This is a genomic window from Singulisphaera photorubra (genome assembly GCF_045290345.1).
GTDB lineage: Bacteria > Planctomycetota > Planctomycetia > Isosphaerales > Isosphaeraceae > Singulisphaera.
Genome location: NZ_CP155447.1, coordinates 4,985,854 through 5,010,445 on the forward strand (window position 1 = coordinate 4,985,854; position 24,592 = coordinate 5,010,445).

Here is a 24,592-nt window from a genome sequence, read left to right on the forward strand (position 1 = left end):
ACGCTCACCAGGATACGGTCCCGACCGACGGGATGACGATTCCGCCGTTTGTCCCGGAGATTCGGGACGGTCGACTTTACGGCCGAGGATCGTGCGACGTGAAGGGGGGCATGGCGGCCATGCTCGAAGCGTTTGCTCGACTCGTGAAGGAACGGCCCGCGGACTCCGCCTCGGTCGTCATGGCCTGCACGGTCGATGAAGAGTTCACCCACACGGGTTCCTCACAACTGGCCGCGGCTCCCCGAATGGCTGACTACGCGATCGTGGCGGAGCCGACCCGGCTCAACATCGTCCACCGGCACAAGGGGGCGGTTCGCTGGAAAATTCGGACTCGAGGGGTCGCCTGCCATAGTTCGACCCCCAAACTCGGCAACAACGCAATCTACCGGATGGGCGAGTTGCTGGGTGCCCTTTCGGATTACGCCGAGATCCTCTCCCGCGCCCAACCCGACCCGATTCTGGGCCCTCCCAGCCTCTCGGTCGGCCGGATCGAAGGGGGCTTGAGCGTCAATGTCGTCCCCGATTGGTGTGAGATCGAGGTTGACCGTCGAATCATCCCGGGCGAGACCCCGACCGACTGCGTGCAGCGGGTGCAGACGTACCTCCACGATCGCCTGGGCGATTCGGTCAGTTGGGAGTTCTTTCCCCCTTGGGTCAACATGCCTCCCCTCGCTCAGGAGGTTGGCGACGAGAGCGGCTGGGTTGCCCAGGTGCGCCATGCCGTCGGCGAAGCGTCGGGGCGAATTCCCGAGCTTGCGGGGGTGCCTTACGGAACCGATGCCGGTCCACTCGGTCAGACCGGACTGCCCTGCCTGGTGATCGGGCCGGGCGATATTGCGCAAGCCCATACGAAAGATGAGTGGATCGAGCTCGACCAGGTCCAGACGGCCGTCGACGCGTATTACCAGATTGCCTTGGCTCTTGGCTGAGCGGAGCGACGGCGGAGCAAACCCTGGGCTGGCCGTAAGGAGAGCGAAGCTAGCCTGGGGAAATCAAAAAATACCTCGTCGAGGCGGGTGAAATGCACCCGCCCCACGAGGCAGCCTCAAGTCATCAAACCAAACCGGCCGGCCGGCCGGTGATCAGAAGACATCGAGAATGAAGTGGTGGCCCTGGTAGAACTTCTTCTTGTCCCAATCGTGCCAACCGTGAGGATGACGGGACCCCAGCGTGCGCCGACCACCGTAGTAATTCCGGTAGAACGGACCTTGGATCTGGGGCACGATCCGCTGTTCTTTGGGGTAGACGTAGAATTTGTCGTGGAGCCCCCGGTGATCGGCACCGCTGCCGGGCACTTGGGGTGGGACGTAGGGCCAGTGCAGGTAGTTGGTCCAGTCCTGAGCTTTGGCCGTGCCGACGCCGCCAACCCCGGCGAATGCCGCGGCCAAGACAAACGCCTTGATCCATGAGGAATGTGTCACTATCCACCTCCGTGTAGAGAAAGCGATCCGGTACCGCGTCTAATCTGCCACCGGATTTGCCTCGGTGCGGGCAAATCCGAAATTATTTTGGGTCGAACAACTCCGGTTCTTCCACTCACAAAGACCTGGGGGATTGCAACCGATCCCCGGAACACAAGGACGGCGCAAGTCGCCGGAATGATGATGACAGGGATCCGTCGTCTGGGTCTGCCCTTCGCCCTCGCCATCACCTGGTTCGCGATGACTCCCGCAGCCTCGCGTTCCCAAGAATCGCGGCCGCAGCCCGAGGAAGCGAGGCTACGAGCCGAGGTCAAAACACTCACCTCGCCGGCACTCGGAGGCCGGCGAGGAGAGGGAGGTCGGAAAACGGCCCAGCACCTCGTCGAGGTGTTTCGCGCCCTCAAGCTCGAGCCCCTCTTCGACGGCCGCTACACCCAGGCCATCCCCGACGGCGCTCCCGACCGGATCATCGGGCATAACGTCGGAGCCCGGCTCGTCGGCTCGGATCCCCAACTCCGTGACGAGTGGATTATCCTTGCCGCCCACTTCGACCACCTGGGCGTCCGCGAAGGGCAACTTTACCCAGGTGCGGACGACAATGCCTCGGGAGTCGCGATGATGCTCGAGGTGGCACGGGCGATGGCCCAATCGCCTGAAGCGTCGAAGCGAAGTGTGATGTTCATAGGCTTTGACCTCGAAGAGATCGGCCTTTACGGTTCGCGCTACTTCGTCGAGCACTCGCCCGTGCCGTTAAAGCAGATCTCCCTGTTCATCACGGCCGACATGATTGGCCGCTCGCTGGGAGGTGTCTGCGATCCCTACGTCTTCGTCATGGGGAGCGAACATGCCCCGGGGTTACGCCCCTGGATCAACCAGGCCTCGCAACAGCAACCGGTCAAAGTCGGGATGCTCGGCACCGATATTCTGATCCTCGACCGGAGCGATTACGGTCCCTTCCGGGCCCGCGAGATCCCCTACTTGTTCTTCAGCACCGGCGAGAACCCCACCTACCACACGCCGGACGACCGGCCTGAGACCTTGAATTATCCCAAGCTGGAGGCGATCAGCCAGGTCATTCACAAGCTGGTCGTGCAAGCGGCCTCCGCTTCCAAGGTGCCAACCTGGATTCAGGCTCCGGAAAACACAATCGAGGAAGTCGCCACGGTCCGAGATATCCTCCGATCGCTTCTGGAGAATCGAGAGACTCTCAAGATCGGAGTGGCCCAGCTGTACCTCATGAACAATACGGTGCGCACGCTCGAGGCGATCGTCGAACGCGGCTCGATCACGTCGAGCGAGCGAGCGACGATGGTCAATGTCGCCCGGCTCGTCCTGATTGCGATCCTCTGATCCGAACCCGCCGGTCTGTTGCGAAAGATCGAAGGAAAAACGAGGCCCCGCCCGGATCAGAAAGGAGGGCGGCGGACGCGTCGAAGTTTCAGGGGCTGGGGCGGGAGCTTGCGTTCCGCTCCCGGCTCGACTGGAACAAGCGGACGGGGGGCGTTCCGTCCCTCCTCGAGCGGGGGTTCCTGAAGATTATCGATCACGGGCGGAACATCATCCATCCGGAGTTCCAAGACATTATCTTGCGCGAACGGCATGGCGGCCTCGAACCCCCGAGGATCGCCCGCTTCGGGAACGAGCCGATCGAGGTTCGCGGCCGGCCAAACGCCGGACGTCTTGGCCAAATCCTTGGCACGTAAGGCAAGATAGTTGGGCCACCCTTGGTTCGACGTGTCTTCCGTCGTCAGCGTCGGGCCCGCCGGCGTCATCTCCAGGCGTTGTGGAGCCTTACGCTCGAGTGACCGGAGAAACTCGATCGCGCGATCGGCACGCTCCACTTGCCCCTTCCCCATGAAAATTTGCGCCCGGACACTCACCAGCCTGAGGCGATGGTCGGGGGACGTGACTCGACCCTCCAGCGATTCGAGCGAGCGAAGCGCCGCGTCGTAGTCGCCCCGGAGGTAGTCGAAAAACAGTCTCGCCTCGTCAACCTGATCGCGAACCGCGGGTTGGACCTCAGCCTTATCAAAGGGACGATCGCAGAGCGTTTTCCCGACTCGTCCCAGCCGCCGAAGCCGCCCTGTGATGGGTAAGTTCGCGGCAAGTTCCCCTGGAATCGGCAATTCGGTGGCTCGCTCGATCGACCGCCCGTTCTCGCTCACAACCGCGGGTAAACCGCTCCCAAGGAGCTGACGCGCTGAGGCGACCAAGGTGGCAATCCATTCGAGACGCGCTGAGTCGTCGGGTATCAATGGTGTGAACCGGCCGGTGGGCACGTCCCACAATCCCGGCGGAGCGAAAAAATCAGGCCCGCCTGCTCGAAATGCGAGCGTCTTGCCGTTGGGAGTGACCGCGAACGAGCTCAGGCGAATCGTGAAGTCGATCGGGTTATCTTTTTTATGGACGGCCCTCCCACGAGGCAAGAACCGACAGACGATCGACTGGTCTCCATCCGCATCGTCCGAAAAATAGAGGGCCTCCTCGTCCTGATCGAAGCAGAAAGATGTCCCAAGCTCCGGGCGGTCACCCTCGCGTGGGTCGGTGGGCAACGTCAGGTCATCCTTGGCTTCCCCCTCAATCGACACCCTGAGGAGGGCTGTGACCATTCCCGCGAGTTCCTTCGGTGCCCGCGCCTTCCGCCGTGAAACCACCATCACCGACCGCTTGTCACGTGACCAGGCTGGAGGTTGGCAGACTTGGCCAACGTCCGCGAGGTGTTTTGGAAATCCGAAGTTGGTATCGAGGTAATGCAACGACTGAGGCTCGGTGCCTCGGAGGAATGCGAGTTTCGTTCCGTCCGGGGACCACGAAGGCAAACAGGCGTCGGGAATTTCTTTGAGGACGCGGCCATCGTCAACCCTGACGATGGCAATCCCGCGGGTCGGTTGCAAGAGCGGGATGGCGAGATAACGGCCATCCGAGCTCCAGGCAAGGGTCAGTCCGGGAAGCTCGGCAGGGCGAAGGCCCGCGTCGACTTGTACCTGTTTCGAGACGATCCGCTTGCTCTCGGGAGAATCCTGAACGACGACCTCAAACCGAGGACGTCCGTCCGGTTCTAAGACCAACCGGCCAAACGCGATGGCCTTGCCGTCGGTCCGCCAGACAGGCGCGGTCAATGGATTTCGCGATTCTTCGAGGACGACCGAATCGCCAGTGTCCGGACGGGTGGTCCAAAGCCGATAGAGTAATCCCGCGGGACGATTGGTCGAAGCGCTCCACCCAAGCTGCTCGGTTTCAGGATCAGGCTTGACGTTGTAGAGCCATCCGGGGGGGAGGAGCCGCGGTTCCTCGGAGCGAACGGCCATCGTATAGGCCAGCCATCGGCCCTCCGAGGACCAGAGCACCGGCGCGGGGACGCATCCGAGCGAGACGGTCAGGGCCAGACCCAACAAGCCTGCCGAACGAAGTCGCATTGGGCTCACTCTCTTGGGAACGAACTCGGCGATCGGAGGACCGATTCGACGAGGATAATGGCCAGGCCATGCCCGCATTCGCATTGTCCCTGAGTATAAACGTCCGCACCCCGGCTGCCTACCGATCGAAGCGCCAGGGCCTGCCAAAAAGTTTCTCGATTAGGAAGTTTGGGCAATTAAGGAAGTCTGATTTGACGACGCTCCCAGCCGTTGTACACTCAACCTGTCGGAACGTGATTGAGATGGGCAAGCCGAGGGGCTGAGGGTTCCGAGACATGAGCGGGTCTCTTGTCTTTGATCGGTCGACAAGCTATAATAGTCGACTTGGCATGGGATTGCGTCCACGGTCTCGCCTTCTTCCCAGTCGATACATCCTCTGAAACGTGTCTCTCGCCACCCTCTGGGGATATCCATGCGTTTTGTCCTGATCGACCGGATCGTCGAACTCAAGCAGGGGAAATCACTGGTCGCGGTCAAGAACCTCTCGCTCGCCGAGGAGTATCTGGCGGACCATTTTCCCGGTTTTCCCGTGATGCCGGGAGTGCTGATGCTTGAGGCGCTCACACAAGCCGGCGCCTGGCTGATCCGGGATCTCGAGGACTTTGCGCACAGTGTGGTCCTGCTCAAGCAAGCGAAAACGATCAAATATGGCAGCTTCGTCGAGCCTGGCCGCCAACTCGAGTTACGGGTTGAGCTGATCTCGCACGGCGAACGTGAGAGCACGTTTAAAGGCTCTGGAGTGATCGACGGGCAGGATATGGTGAAAGGTCGATTCACTCTGACGCGATACAACCTACGAGAACGCGACCCCGAGCTTCACGCCACCGACGCATCGATCGTGGCGGGGCTTCGCGACCTCTATGGAACACTTCGGAAGGGCTCAGTGGGGGCTCGCGCCATGATTAAGATCGGCACGCCGCCGGTCGTCTCGGCCGTCGCCCCCGGAGCAGACGCTTGAGATTGCGAAGAAACTTGTTACCGGTTTCAGTCCCAACCCTTGGAGGAGAATCGGCCCAGCCGCGGGTCCGCTTGGACTGCGGTTTGCATCGAATGATTCGATTCGGTCGACTGTGACTGCTGAGGTTGCAAGGTTTTTCAAAAATCAGCAAGATAGGGCCCAACAAATAACCCTGCTGCCCGCCTGAGATCCTGGCCGTCCTGCTTTTCTCTCCACGGTGAGAATGAGCTCGGCTGAAGTTGCACCTATAGTTACGCCGACGATTACCTGAGTGACCCGATCTTCGGCGGCTCCCTGTCGATGGTCTCCCTAGGTGGGATTGGATTGGCGATCCCATTATTTCGAGGATGTTATGCCGACACACGATGAGATCTTCCAGAAGGTCCAAGCCACTTTGGTCGATGCCCTGGGCGTGGACGAGGAGGATGTGACCAGCGATGCGACCCTCCAGGGAAACCTGGGCGCGGAATCGATCGACTTCCTTGACATCGTATTCCGACTCGAGCGGAACTTCGGGATCAAGATCCCCCGTGGCGAGCTCTTTCCGGAAAACGTCGTCTCCGACCCGGAGATGATCGAGGACGGAAAGCTCACGACCAAGGGAATCGATGAGCTGAAGAGCCGGATGCCCTACGCCGACCTGTCGAGCTTCGCCGCGGATCCCGACGTTGAGAAAATCGGCGATCTGTACACCGTGGAAATGCTGGTTCAGTACGTGCAGAGCAAGCTCTCCGCCTGAGTATGGTGGCGCGGTCCCGCTACGGATAACGGGCAGTGACATTGCCGCGCCGTGGGGAGCAGGAATCGACCCGGTCGAGCTTCCGGGGAATTTCCCCGGAAAGCGACCGACGTCCATTGCCAGATCGGTGAGTGTTCCCTCATGAGATGGATCTGGATCGACAAATTCCTGGAATTCCGCAGCGGTGAGTTCGCGCGTGCCATCAAGAATTTGACGCTCGCGGAAGAACACCTGCACGACCACTTTCCCGGCTACCCGGTCATGCCCGCATCCCTCATTATCGAAGGGCTGGCACAGACCGGGGGGATCTTGGTCGGTGAAGCGGGCGGCTTCGCAGAGAAGGTGGTCCTGGCAAAAATTCCCCGGGCTGAATTCTTTGGCGTCGCCTGTGCGGGAGATCAGCTGATCTACGAGGTCACCCTGACCGACCTGCGAAGCGAAGGAGCCGTGGTGGACGCCAAGGCGTTCCTCGACGGTGAACTGCTCGCCGACGTTGAAATTGTCTTCGCCCATCTGGATAACTCTCGAGCGAACCAGATCTTCGGGCCGAAGAACTTTGTCTTCACCCAGCAACTGTTGGGTGTTCTCGATCTGGCCAAGGCGCAGAACCGGGCTCGGGAGATCGCCAGTTCCGCTCCGTCCAATGGACAGCCCAAAGAAATATCTCCTTCGCAGTCGGATTGATTGAAACGTGTGAATCGGTTCAGCCCGGCGTCCCCCAAGAGACCCGTGTGGGGCGGGGGACAAGGCAACGAGTTTGCCGCCCTCGGCACCTTCGAGCCAAACCCACCACGGTGGAGAGCGACGAGTTCCTCATGCTTCGTTCCGAACGCCGTGTGGTAATCACCGGACTTGGTCTCGTCAGTCCCCTCGGGATTGGCCCGGAAGCCTACTGGGCCGCCCTCTCCGAGGGACGGGGTGCCGTGCACAAGCTCACGGCATTCTCGGTCGAGAACTTGCCCAACGACGTCGGCGGGGAAGTCCCCGACTTCAACCCCAAGACGTGGCCCAAAAAGTACTCTCTGCCCGATCCGGAGCACCGCAAGGCGCTCTCCAAGAGCATGAAGTACATGGCCCGCGACATTCAACTCGCGGTGGCTGCCGCGGAGCTGGCCTTCATTGACGCCGGCTTGGCGGAGGGGGCGATCGATCCCACCCGGATCGGCGTCGACCTCGGGGCTGGCCTGATCTCGACCGAGCTCGACGAGCTCGCCCCCGCGATCAATCACGCCTCCCAGAACGGCGGGGCGTTTGACTATCGAATTTGGGGCCGAGAGAGCATCGGCCAGATCCCTCCGATCTGGCTCTTGAAGTATCTGCCCAACATGCTGGCCTGCCACATCTCGATTTTGCTCGACTGTCAGGGCCCCAGCAACACGATCACCGAGGCCGAGGCCGCCTCGAATCTGGCGATCGGCGAGGCGAGCCGGATCATCGCCCGAGGGCGAGCCGACCTCATGATCACCGGCGGAGCCGACTCGAAAATCCATCCGCTCAGTCTCGTGCGGATGAGCCTCCTCGAGCAAATGTCCCGCTGGAGCGGTGACCCGACCGGGGCTTGCCGCCCGTTCGATGTGCAACGCGACGGCTGGGTACCCGGCGAAGGGGCGGGAATCCTCGTTCTGGAAGAGCGTGAACACGCTCTCAAGCGAGGGGCACGAATTCATGGCGAGATCCTCGGCTTCGGCTCGGGCTGCGATGCCACCCCGGGCGGTGGACTCGATCCCGACGGGATCGGCACCGAGATCGCCTTCAATGCCGCGCTCCGCGACGCCGGAGTGGCCCCGTCCGAGGTCGGCCACGTCAATGCCCATGGCACAGGCTCCATCGTCTCTGACCTGGCCGAAGCGCGGGCGTTCCATCGCATCTTCGGCGGAGCAACCGTCCCTGTCACCGCGCTGAAGGGTTACATGGGTAACCTGGTCTCGGGCTGTGGCGCCGTCGAACTGATCGCGAGCTTGATCGGGGTCAATCAAGGGAAAATCCCGCAGACTCTCAACTGCGACGACCTCGATCCCGCTTGCGTCGTCGACCTTGTCCAGGGCGCAGCTCGTGACACCAACAATCCGATCTTCGTAAATACCAATCTCACCCGGCACGGCCAGGCGGCCGCCCTGGTCGTCCGTGGCAATTCGGCCGCGAACTGACAAATGAGACTTTCGCCGTCGAGGAACTGGCTCCATGCGTCGAATCGTCGTGACAGGAATGGGAATGGTCACGCCTCTAGGCCGTGACCTGGAGGCGACCTGGTCCGCGCTCCAGGAAGGACGGAGCGGCGTCGGCGCCATCACGCTGTTCGATGCCGAGACTTTCCCAACCCGGATCGCCGCCGAGGCCACCAACTTCAAGCTCAAAGACTACATCGACGACGCCGATCGCTGGCAGGAATATTGCCGGAATACGAAGTTCGCCATCGCGGCTGCCCAGATGGCGATCGATCATTCCGGCCTCAAGACCGCCAAGGATCTTGACCGGTCCCGGTTCGGCGTCTATCTGGGCTCGGGGGAAGGTCAGCAGGACTTTCCGCGATTCGTCGAGTTGGTGCGGAATTCGACGCGCGATGGCAAGGTCGATACAACGGTGTTCACCAGCCAGGGGCTCCGCAAGCTCCACCCGATCCACGAAGCGGAGCAGGAGCCGGGAACCCCGTCCGGTCACCTCGCGAGCCTCTTTGGGGCCCGCGGACCGAACGCCAATTGCTTGACCGCCTGCGCCGCCAGCTCGCAAGCCATCGGCGAGGCCACCGAGATCATTCGCCGAGGTGATGCCGACGTCATGTTGTCGGGCGGCACGCACAGCATGATCCACCCGTTCGGCGTGACCGGCTTCAATCTCTTGACTGCGCTCTCCACCCGCAACGACGACCCCACCCGCGCCAGCCGTCCCTTCGACCGCGACCGCGACGGATTCATCCTGGGCGAAGGGGCGGGGATGCTCATTCTCGAAGAATTGGAGCACGCGAAGAAACGCGGTGCAACAATCTATGGCGAAGTTGCCGGGTACGGCTCGACCGCCGACGCGTTCCGGATCACCGACAGCCACGACGAAGGCCGAGGTGCGATCGCTTGCATGCGAGAGGCCCTGGCCGAAGCCCAGTTGAACCCCGAGGACGTTGACTACATCAACGCACACGGGACCAGCACCTCCGTCAATGACTCGGTGGAGACGTTGGCGATCAAGCGGACCTTTGGTGACGCCGCCTATCAGGTGCCGATCTCCAGCACCAAGAGCATGATGGGTCACCTGATCGCCGCGGCGGGCAGCGTTGAGGCGATCGTTTGTCTCCTGACGATTCGGGACGGGATCCTTCCTCCGACGATCAATCTCGATAATCCCGGTCCCGACTGCGACCTCGATTACATTCCTCACGTCGCCAGGCGCAAGCTGGTCGACGTTACGTTTTCCAACAGTTTCGGTTTCGGCGGGCAGAACATCGCCTTGATTCTTCGACGTTTCGCCGGCTGACGACGCGTCCGGCCCCTGGCTTGCCGGCACTTCGAAGACTTGACCGAACTAGTCCACACCTCGAGCTCACCCTGGCGGCGTCCACGGAGTCCAAAAGTGTCCACTTCGTCTCTCCTGATCCTGCTGGTTCCGACGCTCGTGGCGCTCGGCCTGCTAGCGGTGTTCCTTATCCATGTCGCGATTCGCTATACGCCGATCGTTGGCCGGGTTTTCGAGGAGAAACCACTCTTCCTGCCGCTTCGAGTCCGCCCCGTGGAAGACGATGGTGAAGCGGTTTCGTTCACCACCAAAGATGGACTGAAGCTCGCCGGCACGTACCTTACCGCCCGATCCGCGACCCGGCTCGGCGTCCTGGTCTTCTGCCATGAATACCTGAGCGATCGCTGGAGTTATCGCCCCTACGCCGATTATCTTCGCGACCTCGGCTTCGATATCTTCACCTTCGACTTCCGGAACCACGGTCAGAGCGAGAGCGATCCCCAATACAAGCCTTTGCAGTGGGTAACCGACCACGAGATAGCCGACCTTCGTGCCGCCTTGGCATACCTCCGATCCCGGCCCGACCGTGATCCGGCCGGTTTCGGACTCTTTGGCATCAGCCGAGGCGGTGGCACCGCCCTGGTGACCGCGGCACGCGATCTAGGCGTCTGGGGAGTGATCACCGACGGAGCCTTCCCGACCCGAGGGACGATGCTCGCCTATATCCTCCGCTGGGCGGAGATCTACGTCGGTAGCCCGATTTTGTGGAAGCGGATGCCGCTCTGGGTCTTCTCGTACGTCGGTTTCATGGGTCGGATGCAATCGCAGCGCAACCTTCGCTGCCACTTTCCCGACGTGGAACGCGCGGTCGCCCGATTGGCACCTCGCCCCTGGCTGATGATCCACGGCGGCAAAGACGCCTACATCGGCCCCGAAATCGCTCGTCTCCTCTTCGCCGAGGCTCGTGAGCCCAAAGAGATGTGGATCGTGCCAGGGGCCAAGCACAATCGCTGCCGCGAGGTCCAGCCCGAGACATACGCCGAGCGAATCACTTCATTCCTCGGGCGCGTCGCCCCGCGTCGAGCGCTCCCCAAGGATGTTCTCAAGTCGACAAACCAGATGACCAAGGAAATGACTTCCTCGGGAGTTCTCTGAACTTCCGCCTCCTTCGATTCGGGCCGCCGCGCGGCTCGCGGCCGAACGGCGGGAACCGTTGAAGGATTGGCGGAAACCGATGCTCTATCTGATTCGGAAATATGCGGGGTTGCCGCTCCTGAACCGTTCACGACGGTTGGCGCGGCAATTCCTCGCTCAGACAGGTCGCGCTGACGAAGTCCAGCGCGACTTACTCCTCTCCCGAATCGCGCGTCATGCCGACAGTCAGTTCGGTCGCGATCATCACTTCCATGAAATTCGGACGCCCGCCGACTTCCGTCGTCGCGTCCCGATTCGCGCTTATGACGCGATGGAACCGTACATCGATCGGGTTCGCCAGGGCGATCTCGGCGCCTTGTTCGGCGCGGGCACCAAGGTGCTGATGTTCGCGATGACCTCGGGAACGACCAATCGGCCCAAAACGATCCCGGTCACCCAGGAGTCGCTCAACGACTATCGCGAAGGATGGACCATCTGGGGCATCCAAGCGTTTGACGCGCACCCGCGAATCCTCGCTCGCGGCCTGCTCCCGATCCTCCAGATCGCCAGCGACTGGCGCGAGAGCGTCACCCCGTCTGGCATCCCCTGCGGAGCAATTACCGGGCTGACGGCCCACATGCAGAACCCGCTGATCCGGTTGACCTATTGCATGCCCGCGATCGCTTCGCGAATCAAGGACATCGAATCGAAATACTATGTGGCGCTCCGGCTCTCGGTCTTCCGTAATCTGGGTACGACCATCGCCGCCAACCCGAGCACGATCCTGGCGATCGCCCGGCTCGGCGATCGTGAGAAGGCCACTCTGATTCGCGATATTGCCGACGGTACGCTCGACCCCAAGTGGGACCTTCCCGCCGACGTCCGCGAAGCCCTCCGACGGACGGTCGGGCGGAAACACAAGAAGGCGGCGAGGCGGCTCGAGGCGATTGTCAATCGGACGGGACGGCTTCTCCCCAAGGATTACTGGCCCGACCTCTGCTTCCTGGCGAACTGGACCGGCGGCACGATGGGCTCCTATCTCCGGAACTACCCGGAGTACTTCGGCGATCGTCCGGTACGCGACGTTGGTCTCATCGCCTCGGAAGGGCGGATGACGATCCCGATCGAGGACGGTACTCCCGCGGGCATTCTCGATATCCGCCACCACTACTTCGAGTTCATCCCCGAAGACCAGGCCAACTGCGAAGCACCCGAGACCGTTGAGGCTCACGAGTTGATCGAAGGCCAGCGCTACTTCATCCTCCCGACCACGGCAGGGGGACTGTATCGCTACCAGATTCACGACTTGATCCGGTGCGTTGGGTTCCACGGCAAGGCCCCTGTCATCGAGTTCCTCAACAAGGGCGCTCACTTCTCGAGCTTGACCGGAGAGAAGCTGTCGGAATTCCAAGTTGTCGCCGCGGTGGAGGCGGCCCAGCGGACCCTCAACCTGCGGCTCGGCTCATTCCTGCTCCTTCCGAGTTGGGGCGATCCTCCCCACTACAACCTCCTGGTGGAAGAAGCGGACCTGGCCAATCGCAACACCGCCGAGCGGCTCACCGTCGAAGTCGAAACCGAATTGCAGCGTTTGAACCTCGAATACGAAAATAAGCGCTCAACCCTCCGACTCGGCCCAATTCGGATACGCCGCATTCCGGCTGGCTCTTGGTCCGAATTTCAAAAGAGGCGACTGGCGCGGAGTGGGGGAACCGTCGAACAATATAAGCAGCCTCACTTGATGCCTGACCTCGGGGCGTTGGAAACGTTCCGAATCAGTGACGCCGCTTCGGCCTCGATCGCGGACTGATGCGAGTGGCCGTGCGGTATCAGGTTCGGCTTGTGCAAGGATTCGGGTTGTGGTATCCGATGTCCTCGATCTGTTCTCGCTGGTCGCCCACCAGGATGGGACGCGCGGCGATCCGCCAGCCATGATGGCCCCGGCCCGACTCCCTTTGCGGGGAGCTTCAGGGCCCGGAAGACCCCATTGAGGGGGAGAACTTCGCTATGGATAGGGCGACGGATTGCGCCTTGAAATTGCTCGCGCGGCGGGTTTGTGTTGTGATCGGGCTGGTCGCCTGTATCACCAACGTAGGGTGCGCTCGCATGCGCTCCTTCAACCCGGGTACCCCGCTCATGCTGGGTGCCGCAGCGCCGTTCGGCCGAACGAAACCGGCCTCCCCGGGAAATGATCTTTACGCCCAGGAGGTGGGACGTGGAGTTTCGCACTCCCGGACCTTGCTGGCCCAGGACCGGGCCCGAACCCAGGCTCGGAACCGTGGGAACGGTGGTCGGCTTTCCGGTTCGGATGATCCCTCCGCACTCGCGGAAACACCCCCGCTCCAGGTAGCGCTTCATCCTCCCGAAACGATCAAGGCGGGAGAAATCGACGCTAGCCGAGAGCCGCTCCCCGCCTTGGGTGCAACCGAAGTCGCGACGGGGGCAACCGAGATCGTGACCCAACCGTCCGATCCGGCCACGGCAAGCCTGGAACCGAAACCAGCACCTGAGCCGACGGAACTCGCCACAATCGTGTCGGCGGCCCAGGCTCGGCTCGAAACGATCACAAGCTACCAGGTCCTGATGAAGCGTCGGGAGCGGGTAGGCGAGACGCTGGGGCCGGCCGAAGAGGTCTTGCTCAGCGTTCGCCGGACCCCAAGGGCGATTCGCCTCGAATGGCCGGACGGACCGAGCAAGGGCCGAGAGGTCCTCTTCTCGGCCAACGATGACGCGGGCCTGATGCACGTCAAAATGCCCGACTCGATCGTCCCCGTCCCCCCCATGAGCCTGGCCGTTGACAACCCGATGGTCCTCCGGAACAGCCGGCACCCGATTACCGAGGCGGGATTCGAGACGATCCTGACCGACCTCCAAAAGAACATCGCACAGGTCGAGGCAGGTGACGCCTCCGCTGGCAAGATGTCCTATGCAGGGCTGGAAAATCCCGGTCAGCTCGAACAACCCAGCCATAAAATTCAACGGGTCACCCCGACCGGCGAAAATTGGGTGGTCTACATCGACCCAACGTCCAAGCTCCCCGTCATGGTGGAGGGACTGGCTGCCAATGGCGATCTGCTCGAACGCTACCTCTTCGGACCGGTGACGGTGGATCTGGAATCGCTGGCCGCGGCCAACGCCTTCGACCCCGGTCAACGCTGGGGGCAAGCGCCGAGCGGACTCCTTTCTCGCCTCGCCCGAGTCGGCGGCGGCAAGGCGCCTGCCGAGACGCAGGCGCAATGACTGCCATACTGGCGAACAATTCGGCAGGCCTGCCAGCCATGGCCAAAATCGGAGTGGCCAGCAAAAAAAATGTAAATCTTGACTTGATCGTCGTTTACAGCATAATATCAGTAGTCGCTTCCATGGCCTCATAGCTTCGGCCTATGACTTGCAAGGAATGCCGAGGCTCGTAGCCTGACTACCCCGACAGGCCCGCCTTGCGTGAGAACGGTCGTCATGACCATGGATCGCCCCTACTCCATCCTTATCACCGATGACGATCCCGCAGTGCGGGAGACGTTTCGCGAGATATTTGAACCGGTTGGGTTTCATACGCTCCTGGCCGAGAGCGGTGAGGAAGCCATTGATATCGTCCAGGCTCAACACGTTGACCTGGCGTTAATGGACATGCACCTCCCGAAGCTCTCGGGCCTGGAGACCATGACCCTCGTTCGTCAGATCAAGGGGGTCCTCCCCATGATCTTGATCTCGGCCGAGAGTGATGACAACCTCCTCCGCCGGGCACTCTCGGCCCATGCCTTTTGCGTGCTGGCGAAGCCGGTGAGTCGCAACGTGGTCATCTACGTCGTGACCAAAGCGCTCGAAAAATTCTACTGAGCGATTGGATGCATCGACTTGGCCTCGTGCTGCTCGTGTTCGCCCTCCTGGTCCCTTCCGCGAGGGCGCACGATATCCCCAATGCGCGGGTCGATCGCTCGATCCAGGTCAGGTTGCGTCCCGGGCGGCTCACGATCGACTACGAGATCAGCCTCTCGGAGCTGACGTTGACCCGGGACCTCCGGGACCTGATCGGAGCACTCCCGGACGGAGATCGCCGTGACTGGTTCGATCAGTATGGAAAAGTGACCGCTCCGCTGAACGCGAAGGGGTTGCTGGTCTCGGTCGACGGCCGTCCCTTGCCCCTTCGGACTCTCGGGTTTGACCTCAAGACCGAGGAACACCCGCAATACACGTTCCATTTCGAGGGTGACATCCCCCCTCGTGGGCATCTCAAAGTGCAGGACACGAATTTCGTGTCGAGCGAGGGGACGAGTCGGCTCGCGCTACGAGGTCAGGAGGGGGTCGTGCTCCGGGGCGACTTGCTCCCTCCCGACGTCCAGCTCATCACGGTCCAGCCACTCTGGATGATGACCGATCTGGAAGAACGACGCAGCAAGCAGGCCGAGCTCGACTATCACACGACGACGGCCTCGTTCGCGAAATCCGAGCCGACTCGAACCGCCCCCCAGGCACCGGTTCAGAAGTCAGTCGTTCGCGAGAAATCAGGCCTGCCCGCGCCTGATCGAGCGTCGGATCGCCTCTCCCGACTTCTCGATAGGAGCACCGGAGTCTCGCTGTTCGGGCTGGTCTTGATTGCGTTCGGCCTGGGGGCGGCGCACGCAGTCCAGCCGGGACATGGCAAGACGCTCGTGGCGGCCACGGTTGTCGCCGAGCGAGGAAGCTGGCTCAGAGGAACTCTCCTCGCGCTGGTCACGACGCTGACCCATACGGGAAGCGTCTTGCTGGTCGCACTCGGACTCTGGCTCACGCGATCGTCCCGTTACGAGTCGATTCATTCGGCCCTGACGATACTCGCGGGGTTTGTGATCGCGGCCATCGGTTTCTGGAGACTGGGACGGCATGTCGGGGGCTACGGCGAACATGATGACGCCTCGCCTTCACCCGCGGAGTCCGAGGGCTGCTACCGGAATCTCGTCGGACTCGGCGTGGCCGGTGGCTTGGTCCCTTGCTGGGACGCCGTGGCCCTCATCCTTTTGGCGGAGGCTATTGGCCAACTCGGAATCGGGATTCTGCTCCTGGTCGCGTTTGGGCTTGGAATGGCCGCGGTCTTGATCGCCGTGGGATGGATGGCCGCTCGCTGCCGTCAGGTTTTCACGCTTCGGGATCGCGAAGCGCGAGTCGAGCTTTGGCTTGGGGTCGCCGGTAGCCTGGTGCTCTGCGCGATGGGGATCTACCTCGTGGCGGCTTCGTGAGCGGCAAGGAGTCCTCCGCTCCCTCGACCGGTCTTGCGAGTCGTCACTCGTCGTTCCACCCGATCGTGTGGCACACTCGAGAGAACGAAGCTGCCCGCGATCACTCAGGAAAATCATGACCCTCAAAGCGCTCGACCTGTTCCACGTGGCCGTTCCTCTGAAGAAACCGATCAAGCACGCGTCTCATGAACGAACGACGAGCGACAGCCTTGTCGCTCGCGTCACGCTCGACGACGGTCAGGTCGGTTACGGCGAGGGAGTGCCTCGCCCCTACGTGACGGGTGAGACCATTGAGTCGACCTTTGCGTCCCTTTCCGACATCGACTTCGCACGACATCTGGGCCGCCCCACCTCCCTTGAGGGCGTGGTTCGCCGTCTCGAGGCGCTTGTCCTTCCCGAAACCGAGGGAGACCCGCGCGGGATGGCTGGCAACGCAGCACGGTGCGCCTTGGAACTGGCTATCCTGGACGCCTACGGCCGGCGCTTCAACGCGTCGCTCGGCGAGGCGGTCAGAATGGTCGAAGTGCCCGGTCTGCAACGGACGGACGCCCCCGCTCGGGTTCGCTACAGCGGTGCGATCATGGCCGACTCAACGTCGAAGGAGCAGGTCTCGGCGTGGAAAATGCGGCTCTACGGGTTTGCGCAGGTCAAGCTCAAGGTCGGGGTAATGGGGCAGGACGATCCCGCCAGGCTGGTCCGGCTCCGCCGAATCCTCGGCCGGCGGATCGACCTCCGGCTCGACGCCAATGAAGCGTGGCGCAGTTCGGAACTGGTCGATCAGGTCCGGCCTCTGCTCCCGTTTGCCCCCTCGGTGCTCGAGCAGCCGGTTCCGCACAATGAGTCCGACTTCCTGGCCGAACTCCGACCGAAACTGGGCCTGCCGATCATGCTCGACGAGTCGCTCTGCGGCTATCCCGACGCGACCCGAGCAATCGAGCGTGGAACGGCCGACCTGTTGAATGTCCGGCTCTCAAAGTGCGGTGGCGTCGTGCCGAGCCTGAGAATCATCGGGCTCGCCCAACGTCATGGCCTCGGCCTACAACTTGGCTGTCATCCTGGCGAGACCGGGATCCTGTCGGCCGCGGGACGGCACGTCGCCGCGAATCTTCGCGGGATTCGGTACGTCGAGGGCTCGTATGATCGCCATGTCCTGGCCGCGAACCTGATCGCCGAGGATATCACCTTCCGTTATGGCGGCTGGGCTCCCCCGCTGGCGGGACCAGGGCTGGGAGTCACCGTCGATCCAGAGGCACTGGAACGGATGACGGTCGATCGCAAGGAGATTTCCTATGAGTGAACCGCGAATGGAGACCCAGACCGCCTCCGACGGTTACGTCATTCAGGTGACCGTCTGGCCCGTGACGGGAACTCCGCGGGGCCGGGTGGTCGTCTTGCATGGCGTGCAGAGCCACGGCGGCTGGTATCATCGGCTCGGCCAATCGCTCGCGGAGGCAGGATTCGAGGCTCATTTTCCCGACCGCAGAGGTTCGGGCGCCAATCGCGCAGATCGCGGTCACGCGCCTTCGTCCCGTCGCTTGCTCGAGGACCTCACCGAATGGCTCACGGTGCTCCGAAGCCGCGATCCCGCCATTCCAACCGCGCTGGCCGGGATCAGTTGGGGAGGAAAACCGGCGGTCATTGCCGCGGGAGAGCAGCCTGGCTTGATCGATGCCCTGGCCTTGATCTGTCCCGGACTCCACCCCCGGGTTAACGTCACCCGGCGCGAGCGGCTCGGGATTGCCCTGGCCTGGCTCACGAACCCGCGCAAGACGTTCCCGATCCCGTTGAGTGAACCCGCCCTGTTCACAGACAGTGCGGAGGGGCAGGCCTTTATCGCCTCCGACAACCTCAGCCTTCACGCGGGGACGGCCGGATTATTGGCGGCCAGTTTTTTCATCGACAAGGCGGTGCGCCGGGTTCCCCCCAAGGTCCATCAGCCCACTCTTCTGATGCTCGCCGGCCAGGATCGGATCGTCAACAACGACTTGACTCTCGCTTACTTCAAACGGCTCGCAGCACCTGATCGACACCTGATCGTCTACCCCGAGGCCCATCACACCCTCGAGTTCGAACCCGCCCCCGAGCGTTATGCGCTGGACCTCATCGAGTGGCTAAACAGCCGCCTCTTCGCGAACTCGTGTGCGAGTGGCCGTGTCGACCCTTGAATCCGACTTCCACTCGCCCCAGAGACCAGGGTCATGGACCAAACCAAGCGGGAACTCCGCCAGCAGAAACGCGAGATCAAGCGGGCGGGAGGCAAGCGCCGCCGCCGCCTCTTGAAACAAGGACTCGCCGAACGTCCCGACGAAGCCACACACACCGAGTTCGACTTCGGCCGATCCAGCTCCGCGAAATTGAACGGAATCGACCGGGATTCCACCCGCCAGCGTCGCTCTCATCCCGAAGCCACGGAAAGTAAGGCGTTGCCTGACCCGTTCTAACTTCATCCACGATTCAAGGCCAAACGGCCGCTCCAGAAACGCCGACTCAATGCTTGACGATCCCACCGAATTCAAGGTAATCTCGCCTTTGCTCAAAGGTGTTGGTGGCCGACCGTCGGCAGTCTGTCGATGTCGGCAAACAGGGAATCCGGTTTGATTCCGGAACGGCCCCGCCGCTGTAACCGAGTGCTCACGGGCGACGCACCTCCTTGCCATTGTCGGGTTGGCTTATACGCCGCTTGATGAGAAGGCCCGCCGCCCCAGCTCGAAAGTCAGAAGACCTACCTGCACCGAAGTGGGCGCAGCTCTGCGAGGGACGAGCGCGCCGCAGAAACTCTTCTTATCTCCTCCGCGAGGGTTCCCGATCCCGTAGGCCCAAGGCCGTAGTCACTGGCAAGCGTCCCGTTGCGCCCCTCGTTCGGCGTGATCGGTCCTTGGCAATTGACCTGCGCCGGTCTCGGGGGGACGATCCATGAACGATTCCCGATTCCTTCGCGCCCTTGGTGCGCGGACGGCTGGTTTCACACTTGTCGAACTATTGGTAGTCATCTCCATCATCGCCGTTCTCATCGGCTTGCTGTTGCCCGCCGTTCAAGCGGCCCGTGGCGCGGCCCGACGGATCCAATGCTCATCGAACCTCAAGCAGATGGGCATCGCCCTGGTCATGTACACCGATACGCACGGCCTGCTCCCGCCATCAAGTCTTTATAACTACAATCTACCAGCCAGTCCGGCAAATCCCAAGCGGTACTGGTTCGGCGACGTTCTCGAGACCAAAGGCCCAAACGGCCTCCCGGACCTTGACTTGACCACCGGGGCGCTGATGCCGTTCATGGAAACCCAGACCGCGGTCCAACGGTGCCCCGATTTCGATCCCGCAATGTTTTCGCTGCGGTACAGCGGAGCCAGCTCCGGTTACGGGTACAACTACAAATACCTCGGCTTCGGCTGGAACCAGATGGGGATTCCCTACTCGTATCCGCTCTCCAAGATCAGCACGACCTCGCGAACGATCGCTTTCGGCGACAGCGCCCAGGTCAATGACTGGGCGTTCGGGCCAGGTCAGGCCAAGCTCGAGGAAAACTACGCCCTCGAGGCCCCCTCGAGCCAGTATCCGACCGTCCACTTTCGCCATCGGGTCACGGCCAATCTGCTCTACCTCGACGGGCACGTCGAGGCCCAGAGGCCGGCCAGAAACCCACTCGCCACTTGGTGGTCACCAGCCGGTCTTAACTTGGTCGAGCAAAGCCATCTCCACGATATCGGCACCGACGACGCCCTCTTCAACGGCATCGGACCGCTCGGCGATCGTTAATCGCACCGAGGCAACCATCCCCCGTCCGCCCTCGTTTACGTAGAATCATGACCCAAGGAGAACGAAACGTGCAGGCTATTGGCAACCCGGTCCACCCGATCGCGTCTGAGGCTCTGGAACGCCAACAGGCGTCCTCGAGAGCAGGCGCACTCATGGCCGGAGCTCGCCGATCCTGTCGCGTCGCGATCCTACTGGCCTTCACTGGTCTCGGGGCCGGATGGGGGTGCGGGCGATCTGCACTCGAAGTTCCTAAGAACTCGAAGCCTGGCAGGATCGTCTCACTGACCTTGGGCACGGACGAGATGCTCGCTGAGCTCGTGCCGATCGAACGCATCGTCGCCGTCACGGTGTTCGCGGACGACGCGGGCATCTCGAACGTCTCAGGGCGATACCCGAAGGAAATCGTTCGAGTGAACGACGCGAACCCGGAACGGATCATCGCCCTGACGCCCGACCTGGTCTGCGTCGCGCCTTATAACTCTGCCGATTCGCTCAAGTTGCTTGAGCGTTCGGGACTCTCGATCTATCGCAATGATTTCGTAAACGACATGGCCGAGATCGAAGCGGGCCTGACGCGGCTCGGTGAGCGAGTCGGCGAACCGGCCCGCGCTCGCGATCTGATCGAGCGCATGCGGGACCGTCGCCGCCGCTTGGCCGATCGCCTGCGAACAGTGGCACACCGCCCTCGCGTTTTGTTCTGGTCGGCCGGTTTCACCTCGGGCCACCGCTCGACGATTGACGAGATCATCCGCGAAGGGGGCGGGATCAACGTGGCGGCGGAGCTGAATCTTGTGGGCTCGGCCGAACTGGCCCCCGAGCGCGTGGTGGCCGCCGACCCTGATGTCGTGCTCCTCTCTTACTGGAAGGACGACGAGCGCCAGGGACAGATCGCGAGCCATCCGATCCTCCGCCAGCTTCGGGCGGTACGAGAGGGCCGAGTGATCGCCATTGAAAGCCGCTATCTCACGTCGGTGTCCCCGTTCGTGGTCGAGGCGACGGAACGCCTGGCCCGTGCGCTCCATCCCGAAAGCTTCTCGTCTGATAGTAAGGTGGAGCCATGACACGCCCGACCGCAATCACATGCTGGCTGGCCGCGGCCTATCTCGTGCTGGCACTTCTGAGCACGATCTGGGGGACCGCCGCGATTCCCCCGCAGAACGTGGCGCGGGTCATGACGGCCCTGGTCGGACTGGGCGACGACGGGTCCATATCACCGGTCGAACGATTTTTGGTGCGCGATGTGCGTTTGCCGCAAGCCTTGTTGCTCGGCCTGGTCGGCGCCGCGCTCGCCTGTTCCGGAGCAGCCTTGCAGGCTACCTTCGAAAATCCATTGGCCGACCCTGCGATTCTCGGCGTGAGCGGAGGAGCGGCGCTCGGAGCCGTGATCGCAATTCACACCGGTCTCGCCGAGTCCGTCTTTCTCTCGCTTCCGCTCTGTGCCTGTGTGGGCGGGTTCGCCGCCTCGCTGCTCGTCTACGCGCTCACTTACCTCGGTGGCCGACCGACCGGTCCCACCCTACTCCTGACCGGGGTTGCCGTGGGCAGCATGTCGATCGCCGGCGTCTCGCTCGTGATGATCCTGACCGAAGTTCATCGGGTGCAGGAGTTGCTCTTCTGGTTGGTTGGCGGGGTCCGAAACCAGACCTGGGAACACGTCGGGCTGGCCGGCCCACCGATCGCCATCGGGATTTGCGGCCTGCTCCTGCTCCACCGCCGCCTGGACGCGATGTTACTCGGGGAAGAACAAGCGCTGGCGATCGGGGTCCCGGTGGTCGGAACGCGGCTCTGGGTCCTTGTCCTGACCGCGTTGGCGACGGGAGCAGCGACGGCGGTAAGCGGCTCGATCGGCTTCGTGGGCCTGATGGTCCCGCACCTGATCCGGCGCCTGACCGGTCCCCGGCTCCTGGCTCTCCTGCCGGGCTGCATAGCGGGGGGAGCGGCATTTCTCACGGCCTGCGAGTTACTCGCGCGGGCCCTTTCCGATCGCTTTGCACTCCATCTCGGCATCCTCACCGCACTGCTGGGCGGACCGACGTTCCTGATCGTCCTCCGAAAGACGCGAGGGGGCCAGACGTCATGACCCCACCGGACTTGCGAGCCCGTCACATCACGTTCCGGGTAGAGAACCGTGCCCTGTTGGAGGACGTGACACTGACCCTGCCTCCGGGTTCCATGACAGCGCTACTTGGTCCCAACGGGGCCGGCAAAACGACCTTGATCCGGATTCTGGCGGGCATCCTCCCCGCGACGGAAGGCGAGGTCGAGTTGGGGAGCCGCCGGCTGGACGAGCTCGGACGTTCGGCGATCGCCCGGCAGTGCGCCTACTTGCCCCAGCAGACGGCCACTCGCTTCGAGATGCGCGTGGAGGATGTGGTCACCTTGGGCCGGTATCCCCATATCAACGCATGGGGGAACCTGTCGCGCGACGATCACGCCCGGGTCGCGTGGGCCATCGAGCGGGTCGGCCTGACCTCCTTCCGCCATCGGACGCTCCCCACCCTTTCCGGCGGCGAGCGTCAGCGAGTCTTCCTTGCGCGAGCCCTGGCCCAGGAAGCGCCCATTCTGCTCCTGGACGAGCCCACCTCGTCGCTCGATATCGGCCGGCAGTTGGAACTGATGGCGCTACTGGCAGAACTCCACGCCGAGGGACAGACGATCCTGGCCGCCGTGCATGATCTCCAAACGGCCCTCACCTACTTTCCTCGAGCCGTGCTCTTGCATGAAGGCCGCCTGATCGATGACGGCCCCACCGAGGCCGTGGTCCTGGGTCCCGCCCTGGAAACCGCCTTCAGTGTGCGTGTTCACACCGGTCCTGGCTTCCGATTTCTTCCGTCAGACTCCCTTTGATGAGCGGGAAGACTCCATCCACGCGAATCACCGTTCGATTCTCATTCCAATTTTACATCCAACAGAATTCATGTCACGTAAATACTCTTGATACTCCCTCTTTCTGGAGCGTGAGGAGCCATGGAACCGAAAATCGGCGTAAGGACCTCTCAGCCGTTTGCACGCTCGCGGGCTGACGTATTTAAACCGAATTACCGGACCGCCATTCCCGTAGGTCGGTCATGCTACTGTTCGGAAGAAGCGAATGGCCTTCTTGTCTCCCGCCTACTCAAGTGGCGCCTGGAATGTGGAGGATGCCGTCTGCCTGCTGGCGGATGTCGGTGCCCCCCTTCAGGTATTCGTCGGGCACGCCCGCGGCTTCGGCGAGCTGCTACTTGGTCATTCTCTTGCCGATGTGGCGGGGTTTGAGGGTCATTGGCATTCGCTGGAATCTGCGGCGGCGGAGAAAACCACGAGGCCCACTGCCACAAGGGCAACGGTTGTGCCCAGGGAGATAAGGCCGATGACGAGAACGGGGCCATATCAGCAGGAATGAAGGTACAAGCAGAGCAGGAAGTCGACAACAAGCCAGGTGAGACTCAGGCCGGAGACTTCGAGCAGTGCCATCAGGAGAACAGGGAAAGATTCGCAGCCATGGCTCTTCCATCCGTCACAGCATCGCGGTCATTTCGGAACGGCGGTGGAACTGAATGATGAGCCTGCGGTCCTCTCGGGGCGGTAAAGAACCATTCGCGGATGAGCCGGATCTAGTAGGGATGGAGTTTCATGACGTGGGTTTCTTGAAAGCCTCGTTGATCTTTTTCGCTTCGGCGGCCAGATCTTTCTTGGTCATGGTCAAATGCATCACGTACTCATCCAGAAGCTCCGGCTCTTCCCAATAATCTGGAATCAGCATTTTTTGAAACATGCCGTACTCGCGGACCTTGGTGTCGTCGAAATTCTCGATCATGTGGAATGCGGTGCAAATTGCATTGCGGATTATTGGGTTCAGTTCCTTCATCAGGGCGTCTGAAAGATGCTCCGCATGGAAGTCCTCCATTGCGTTGCGGACAACCATCGCGAAGAGCTTTGCGACTTCTTGCTGATGGGCCGTTGCTTGAGGCTTCTTCTTTGCCATTGTTTAACGCTTTCAGAAAAGATCAGGATGGGCCTCGGCGATCACGAACTGCTTGGCCTTCTCAAGCTCTTCCGTTTCCTCTTCTTATTTACGACGGCGTCGTGCAGTTGCCTGCTGGATTGTAAATAGAGCGGCGAACGGAGGGACTAGCATGAGCGTTTGCGGAAGAGGGAAGCTATCCCGTTGGGAACACTATTGGGCACACTCGTCAATATTGCCGTTGTTTAGGAAAGATGGGATGTTACGCAAAGCTTCACAGGCATGATTTTATCTAGCCTGCGCAGATCACGTCAACACTTAAAGCTATTCAATTTTATTTAAACATATTTAACATAAAGCAACCACTAATTATTCATTGCGTGACTTGAACGCAGCCGCGGGGTGGATCCCGCTGGCCGAACGCGACGCGGAAGCCGTGCCGCTCAAGGCCGCGCTGGCCCAAGTCCCGAGCCGGCGCCGATCCGGGCCATGTCGGCTCGGTGCGTTGCTCCCTGAAGTGTTACTCAGACAGGGGGTGCCGAGGGTAGAATCGCCTTCGAAGGGGAAGGTT

At 61.9% G+C, this 24,592-nt stretch carries 22 protein-coding genes and 1 riboswitch; of the genes, 19 read left to right on the forward strand and 3 right to left on the reverse strand.

The features are described from left to right. Window positions 1-32 precede the first annotated feature (32 nt). The gene (locus V5E97_RS18870; protein WP_406700830.1) at window positions 33-929 is read left to right on the forward strand and encodes a M20/M25/M40 family metallo-hydrolase; all 897 of its coding nucleotides are present in this window, start codon (window positions 33-35) and stop codon (window positions 927-929) included. 153 nt (window positions 930-1,082) lie between these two features. Here the strand turns inward: V5E97_RS18870 and V5E97_RS18875 are convergent, their stop codons facing one another. Beyond that, window positions 1,083-1,421 carry a hypothetical protein gene (locus tag V5E97_RS18875; RefSeq protein ID WP_406700831.1) on the reverse strand — a complete coding sequence of 113 codons (339 nt, stop codon included), beginning with the start codon at window positions 1,419-1,421 and terminating at the stop codon, window positions 1,083-1,085. A gap of 177 nt (window positions 1,422-1,598) precedes the next feature. Here V5E97_RS18875 and V5E97_RS18880 point away from each other — a divergent pair, with 177 nt between their 5' ends. Next, window positions 1,599-2,771: a M28 family metallopeptidase gene (locus tag V5E97_RS18880; RefSeq protein WP_406700832.1), complete on the forward strand. Its 1,173-nt coding sequence runs from the start codon at window positions 1,599-1,601 to the stop codon at window positions 2,769-2,771. A 56-nt stretch (window positions 2,772-2,827) separates the two neighbouring features. On the opposite strand, the gene V5E97_RS18885 is transcribed toward V5E97_RS18880, so the two are convergent. Then, a complete protein-coding gene (locus V5E97_RS18885; RefSeq protein ID WP_406700833.1) occupies window positions 2,828-4,837 on the reverse strand; it encodes a biopolymer transporter Tol in 2,010 nt (669 codons plus the stop codon). Between the two features lie 412 nt (window positions 4,838-5,249). Between V5E97_RS18885 and V5E97_RS18890 the strand changes: the two genes are divergently transcribed. The 17 genes from V5E97_RS18890 to V5E97_RS18970 all read left to right on the forward strand — a co-directional run bounded on the left by V5E97_RS18890 (window position 5,250) and on the right by V5E97_RS18970 (window position 22,925). Continuing rightward, on the forward strand, window positions 5,250-5,795 hold the full coding sequence (locus V5E97_RS18890; protein ID WP_406700834.1) for a 3-hydroxyacyl-ACP dehydratase FabZ family protein: 546 nt from the start codon (window positions 5,250-5,252) through the stop codon (window positions 5,793-5,795). A 352-nt stretch (window positions 5,796-6,147) separates the two neighbouring features. Next, window positions 6,148-6,534 (forward strand): acyl carrier protein, encoded by a 387-nt coding sequence (locus V5E97_RS18895; protein ID WP_406700835.1) that lies wholly within the window; start codon window positions 6,148-6,150, stop codon window positions 6,532-6,534. 141 nt (window positions 6,535-6,675) lie between these two features. Next, window positions 6,676-7,218, forward strand: a complete 543-nt coding sequence (locus tag V5E97_RS18900) for a 3-hydroxyacyl-ACP dehydratase FabZ family protein (protein WP_406700836.1) — start codon at window positions 6,676-6,678, stop codon at window positions 7,216-7,218. A 131-nt stretch (window positions 7,219-7,349) separates the two neighbouring features. Next, entirely contained in the window at window positions 7,350-8,681 is a 1,332-nt protein-coding gene (locus tag V5E97_RS18905; RefSeq protein ID WP_406700837.1) for a beta-ketoacyl-[acyl-carrier-protein] synthase family protein, read from the forward strand. Window positions 8,682-8,715: 34 nt separating this feature from the next. Then, on the forward strand, window positions 8,716-9,999 hold the full coding sequence (fabF, locus tag V5E97_RS18910; protein WP_406700838.1) for a beta-ketoacyl-ACP synthase II: 1,284 nt from the start codon (window positions 8,716-8,718) through the stop codon (window positions 9,997-9,999). A gap of 96 nt (window positions 10,000-10,095) precedes the next feature. Next, window positions 10,096-11,133: an alpha/beta hydrolase gene (locus V5E97_RS18915; protein ID WP_406700839.1), complete on the forward strand. Its 1,038-nt coding sequence runs from the start codon at window positions 10,096-10,098 to the stop codon at window positions 11,131-11,133. 79 nt (window positions 11,134-11,212) lie between these two features. Continuing rightward, window positions 11,213-12,919 carry a GH3 auxin-responsive promoter family protein gene (locus V5E97_RS18920; RefSeq protein WP_406700840.1) on the forward strand — a complete coding sequence of 569 codons (1,707 nt, stop codon included), beginning with the start codon at window positions 11,213-11,215 and terminating at the stop codon, window positions 12,917-12,919. Window positions 12,920-13,116: 197 nt separating this feature from the next. After that, window positions 13,117-14,349, forward strand: a complete 1,233-nt coding sequence (locus V5E97_RS18925) for a DUF1571 domain-containing protein (protein ID WP_406700841.1) — start codon at window positions 13,117-13,119, stop codon at window positions 14,347-14,349. Window positions 14,350-14,565: 216 nt separating this feature from the next. Next, window positions 14,566-14,946 (forward strand): response regulator, encoded by a 381-nt coding sequence (locus V5E97_RS18930; RefSeq protein ID WP_015249401.1) that lies wholly within the window; start codon window positions 14,566-14,568, stop codon window positions 14,944-14,946. An 8-nt stretch (window positions 14,947-14,954) separates the two neighbouring features. Continuing rightward, window positions 14,955-16,322: a nickel/cobalt transporter gene (locus V5E97_RS18935; protein WP_406700842.1), complete on the forward strand. Its 1,368-nt coding sequence runs from the start codon at window positions 14,955-14,957 to the stop codon at window positions 16,320-16,322. A 115-nt stretch (window positions 16,323-16,437) separates the two neighbouring features. Beyond that, window positions 16,438-17,619 carry an enolase C-terminal domain-like protein gene (locus V5E97_RS18940; RefSeq protein WP_406700843.1) on the forward strand — a complete coding sequence of 394 codons (1,182 nt, stop codon included), beginning with the start codon at window positions 16,438-16,440 and terminating at the stop codon, window positions 17,617-17,619. Next, window positions 17,612-18,487, forward strand: a complete 876-nt coding sequence (locus V5E97_RS18945) for an alpha/beta fold hydrolase (protein WP_406700844.1) — start codon at window positions 17,612-17,614, stop codon at window positions 18,485-18,487. Before V5E97_RS18940 ends, V5E97_RS18945 begins: the two co-directional genes overlap by 8 nt. Before the next feature lie 33 nt (window positions 18,488-18,520). After that, window positions 18,521-18,763, forward strand: a complete 243-nt coding sequence (locus tag V5E97_RS18950) for a hypothetical protein (RefSeq protein WP_406700845.1) — start codon at window positions 18,521-18,523, stop codon at window positions 18,761-18,763. Window positions 18,764-18,848: 85 nt separating this feature from the next. Beyond that, window positions 18,849-19,066: riboswitch (cobalamin riboswitch) on the forward strand. A gap of 169 nt (window positions 19,067-19,235) precedes the next feature. Beyond that, window positions 19,236-20,078: a type II secretion system protein gene (locus V5E97_RS18955; RefSeq protein ID WP_406700846.1), complete on the forward strand. Its 843-nt coding sequence runs from the start codon at window positions 19,236-19,238 to the stop codon at window positions 20,076-20,078. A gap of 68 nt (window positions 20,079-20,146) precedes the next feature. Continuing rightward, complete coding sequence (locus tag V5E97_RS18960) at window positions 20,147-21,139, forward strand: ABC transporter substrate-binding protein (protein ID WP_406700847.1); 993 nt, start codon at window positions 20,147-20,149, stop codon at window positions 21,137-21,139. After that, a complete protein-coding gene (locus tag V5E97_RS18965) occupies window positions 21,136-22,158 on the forward strand; it encodes a FecCD family ABC transporter permease (protein WP_406700848.1) in 1,023 nt (340 codons plus the stop codon). Before V5E97_RS18960 ends, V5E97_RS18965 begins: the two co-directional genes overlap by 4 nt. Beyond that, entirely contained in the window at window positions 22,155-22,925 is a 771-nt protein-coding gene (locus V5E97_RS18970) for an ABC transporter ATP-binding protein (protein ID WP_406700849.1), read from the forward strand. The genes V5E97_RS18965 and V5E97_RS18970 overlap by 4 nt, the downstream gene beginning before the upstream one ends. Before the next feature lie 763 nt (window positions 22,926-23,688). Here the strand turns inward: V5E97_RS18970 and V5E97_RS18975 are convergent. After that, on the reverse strand, window positions 23,689-24,042 hold the full coding sequence (locus V5E97_RS18975) for a hypothetical protein (RefSeq protein WP_406700850.1): 354 nt from the start codon (window positions 24,040-24,042) through the stop codon (window positions 23,689-23,691). Window positions 24,043-24,592 lie beyond the last annotated feature (550 nt).

Coding starts and splice junctions, on each gene's coding strand:
- V5E97_RS18870 (WP_406700830.1), top strand. CDS start 33: ATGACGATTCCGCCGTTTGTCCCGGAGATTCGGGACGGTCGACTTTAC.
- V5E97_RS18880 (WP_406700832.1), top strand. CDS start 1,599: ATGATGATGACAGGGATCCGTCGTCTGGGTCTGCCCTTCGCCCTCGCC.
- V5E97_RS18885 (WP_406700833.1), bottom strand. CDS start 4,837: ATGCGACTTCGTTCGGCAGGCTTGTTGGGTCTGGCCCTGACCGTCTCG.
- V5E97_RS18890 (WP_406700834.1), top strand. CDS start 5,250: ATGCGTTTTGTCCTGATCGACCGGATCGTCGAACTCAAGCAGGGGAAA.
- V5E97_RS18895 (WP_406700835.1), top strand. CDS start 6,148: ATGCCGACACACGATGAGATCTTCCAGAAGGTCCAAGCCACTTTGGTC.
- V5E97_RS18900 (WP_406700836.1), top strand. CDS start 6,676: ATGAGATGGATCTGGATCGACAAATTCCTGGAATTCCGCAGCGGTGAG.
- V5E97_RS18905 (WP_406700837.1), top strand. CDS start 7,350: ATGCTTCGTTCCGAACGCCGTGTGGTAATCACCGGACTTGGTCTCGTC.
- fabF (WP_406700838.1), top strand. CDS start 8,716: ATGCGTCGAATCGTCGTGACAGGAATGGGAATGGTCACGCCTCTAGGC.
- V5E97_RS18920 (WP_406700840.1), top strand. CDS start 11,213: ATGCTCTATCTGATTCGGAAATATGCGGGGTTGCCGCTCCTGAACCGT.
- V5E97_RS18925 (WP_406700841.1), top strand. CDS start 13,117: ATGGATAGGGCGACGGATTGCGCCTTGAAATTGCTCGCGCGGCGGGTT.
- V5E97_RS18930 (WP_015249401.1), top strand. CDS start 14,566: ATGACCATGGATCGCCCCTACTCCATCCTTATCACCGATGACGATCCC.
- V5E97_RS18935 (WP_406700842.1), top strand. CDS start 14,955: ATGCATCGACTTGGCCTCGTGCTGCTCGTGTTCGCCCTCCTGGTCCCT.
- V5E97_RS18940 (WP_406700843.1), top strand. CDS start 16,438: ATGACCCTCAAAGCGCTCGACCTGTTCCACGTGGCCGTTCCTCTGAAG.
- V5E97_RS18945 (WP_406700844.1), top strand. CDS start 17,612: ATGAGTGAACCGCGAATGGAGACCCAGACCGCCTCCGACGGTTACGTC.
- V5E97_RS18950 (WP_406700845.1), top strand. CDS start 18,521: ATGGACCAAACCAAGCGGGAACTCCGCCAGCAGAAACGCGAGATCAAG.
- V5E97_RS18955 (WP_406700846.1), top strand. CDS start 19,236: ATGAACGATTCCCGATTCCTTCGCGCCCTTGGTGCGCGGACGGCTGGT.
- V5E97_RS18965 (WP_406700848.1), top strand. CDS start 21,136: ATGACACGCCCGACCGCAATCACATGCTGGCTGGCCGCGGCCTATCTC.
- V5E97_RS18970 (WP_406700849.1), top strand. CDS start 22,155: ATGACCCCACCGGACTTGCGAGCCCGTCACATCACGTTCCGGGTAGAG.
- V5E97_RS18975 (WP_406700850.1), bottom strand. CDS start 24,042: ATGGCAAAGAAGAAGCCTCAAGCAACGGCCCATCAGCAAGAAGTCGCA.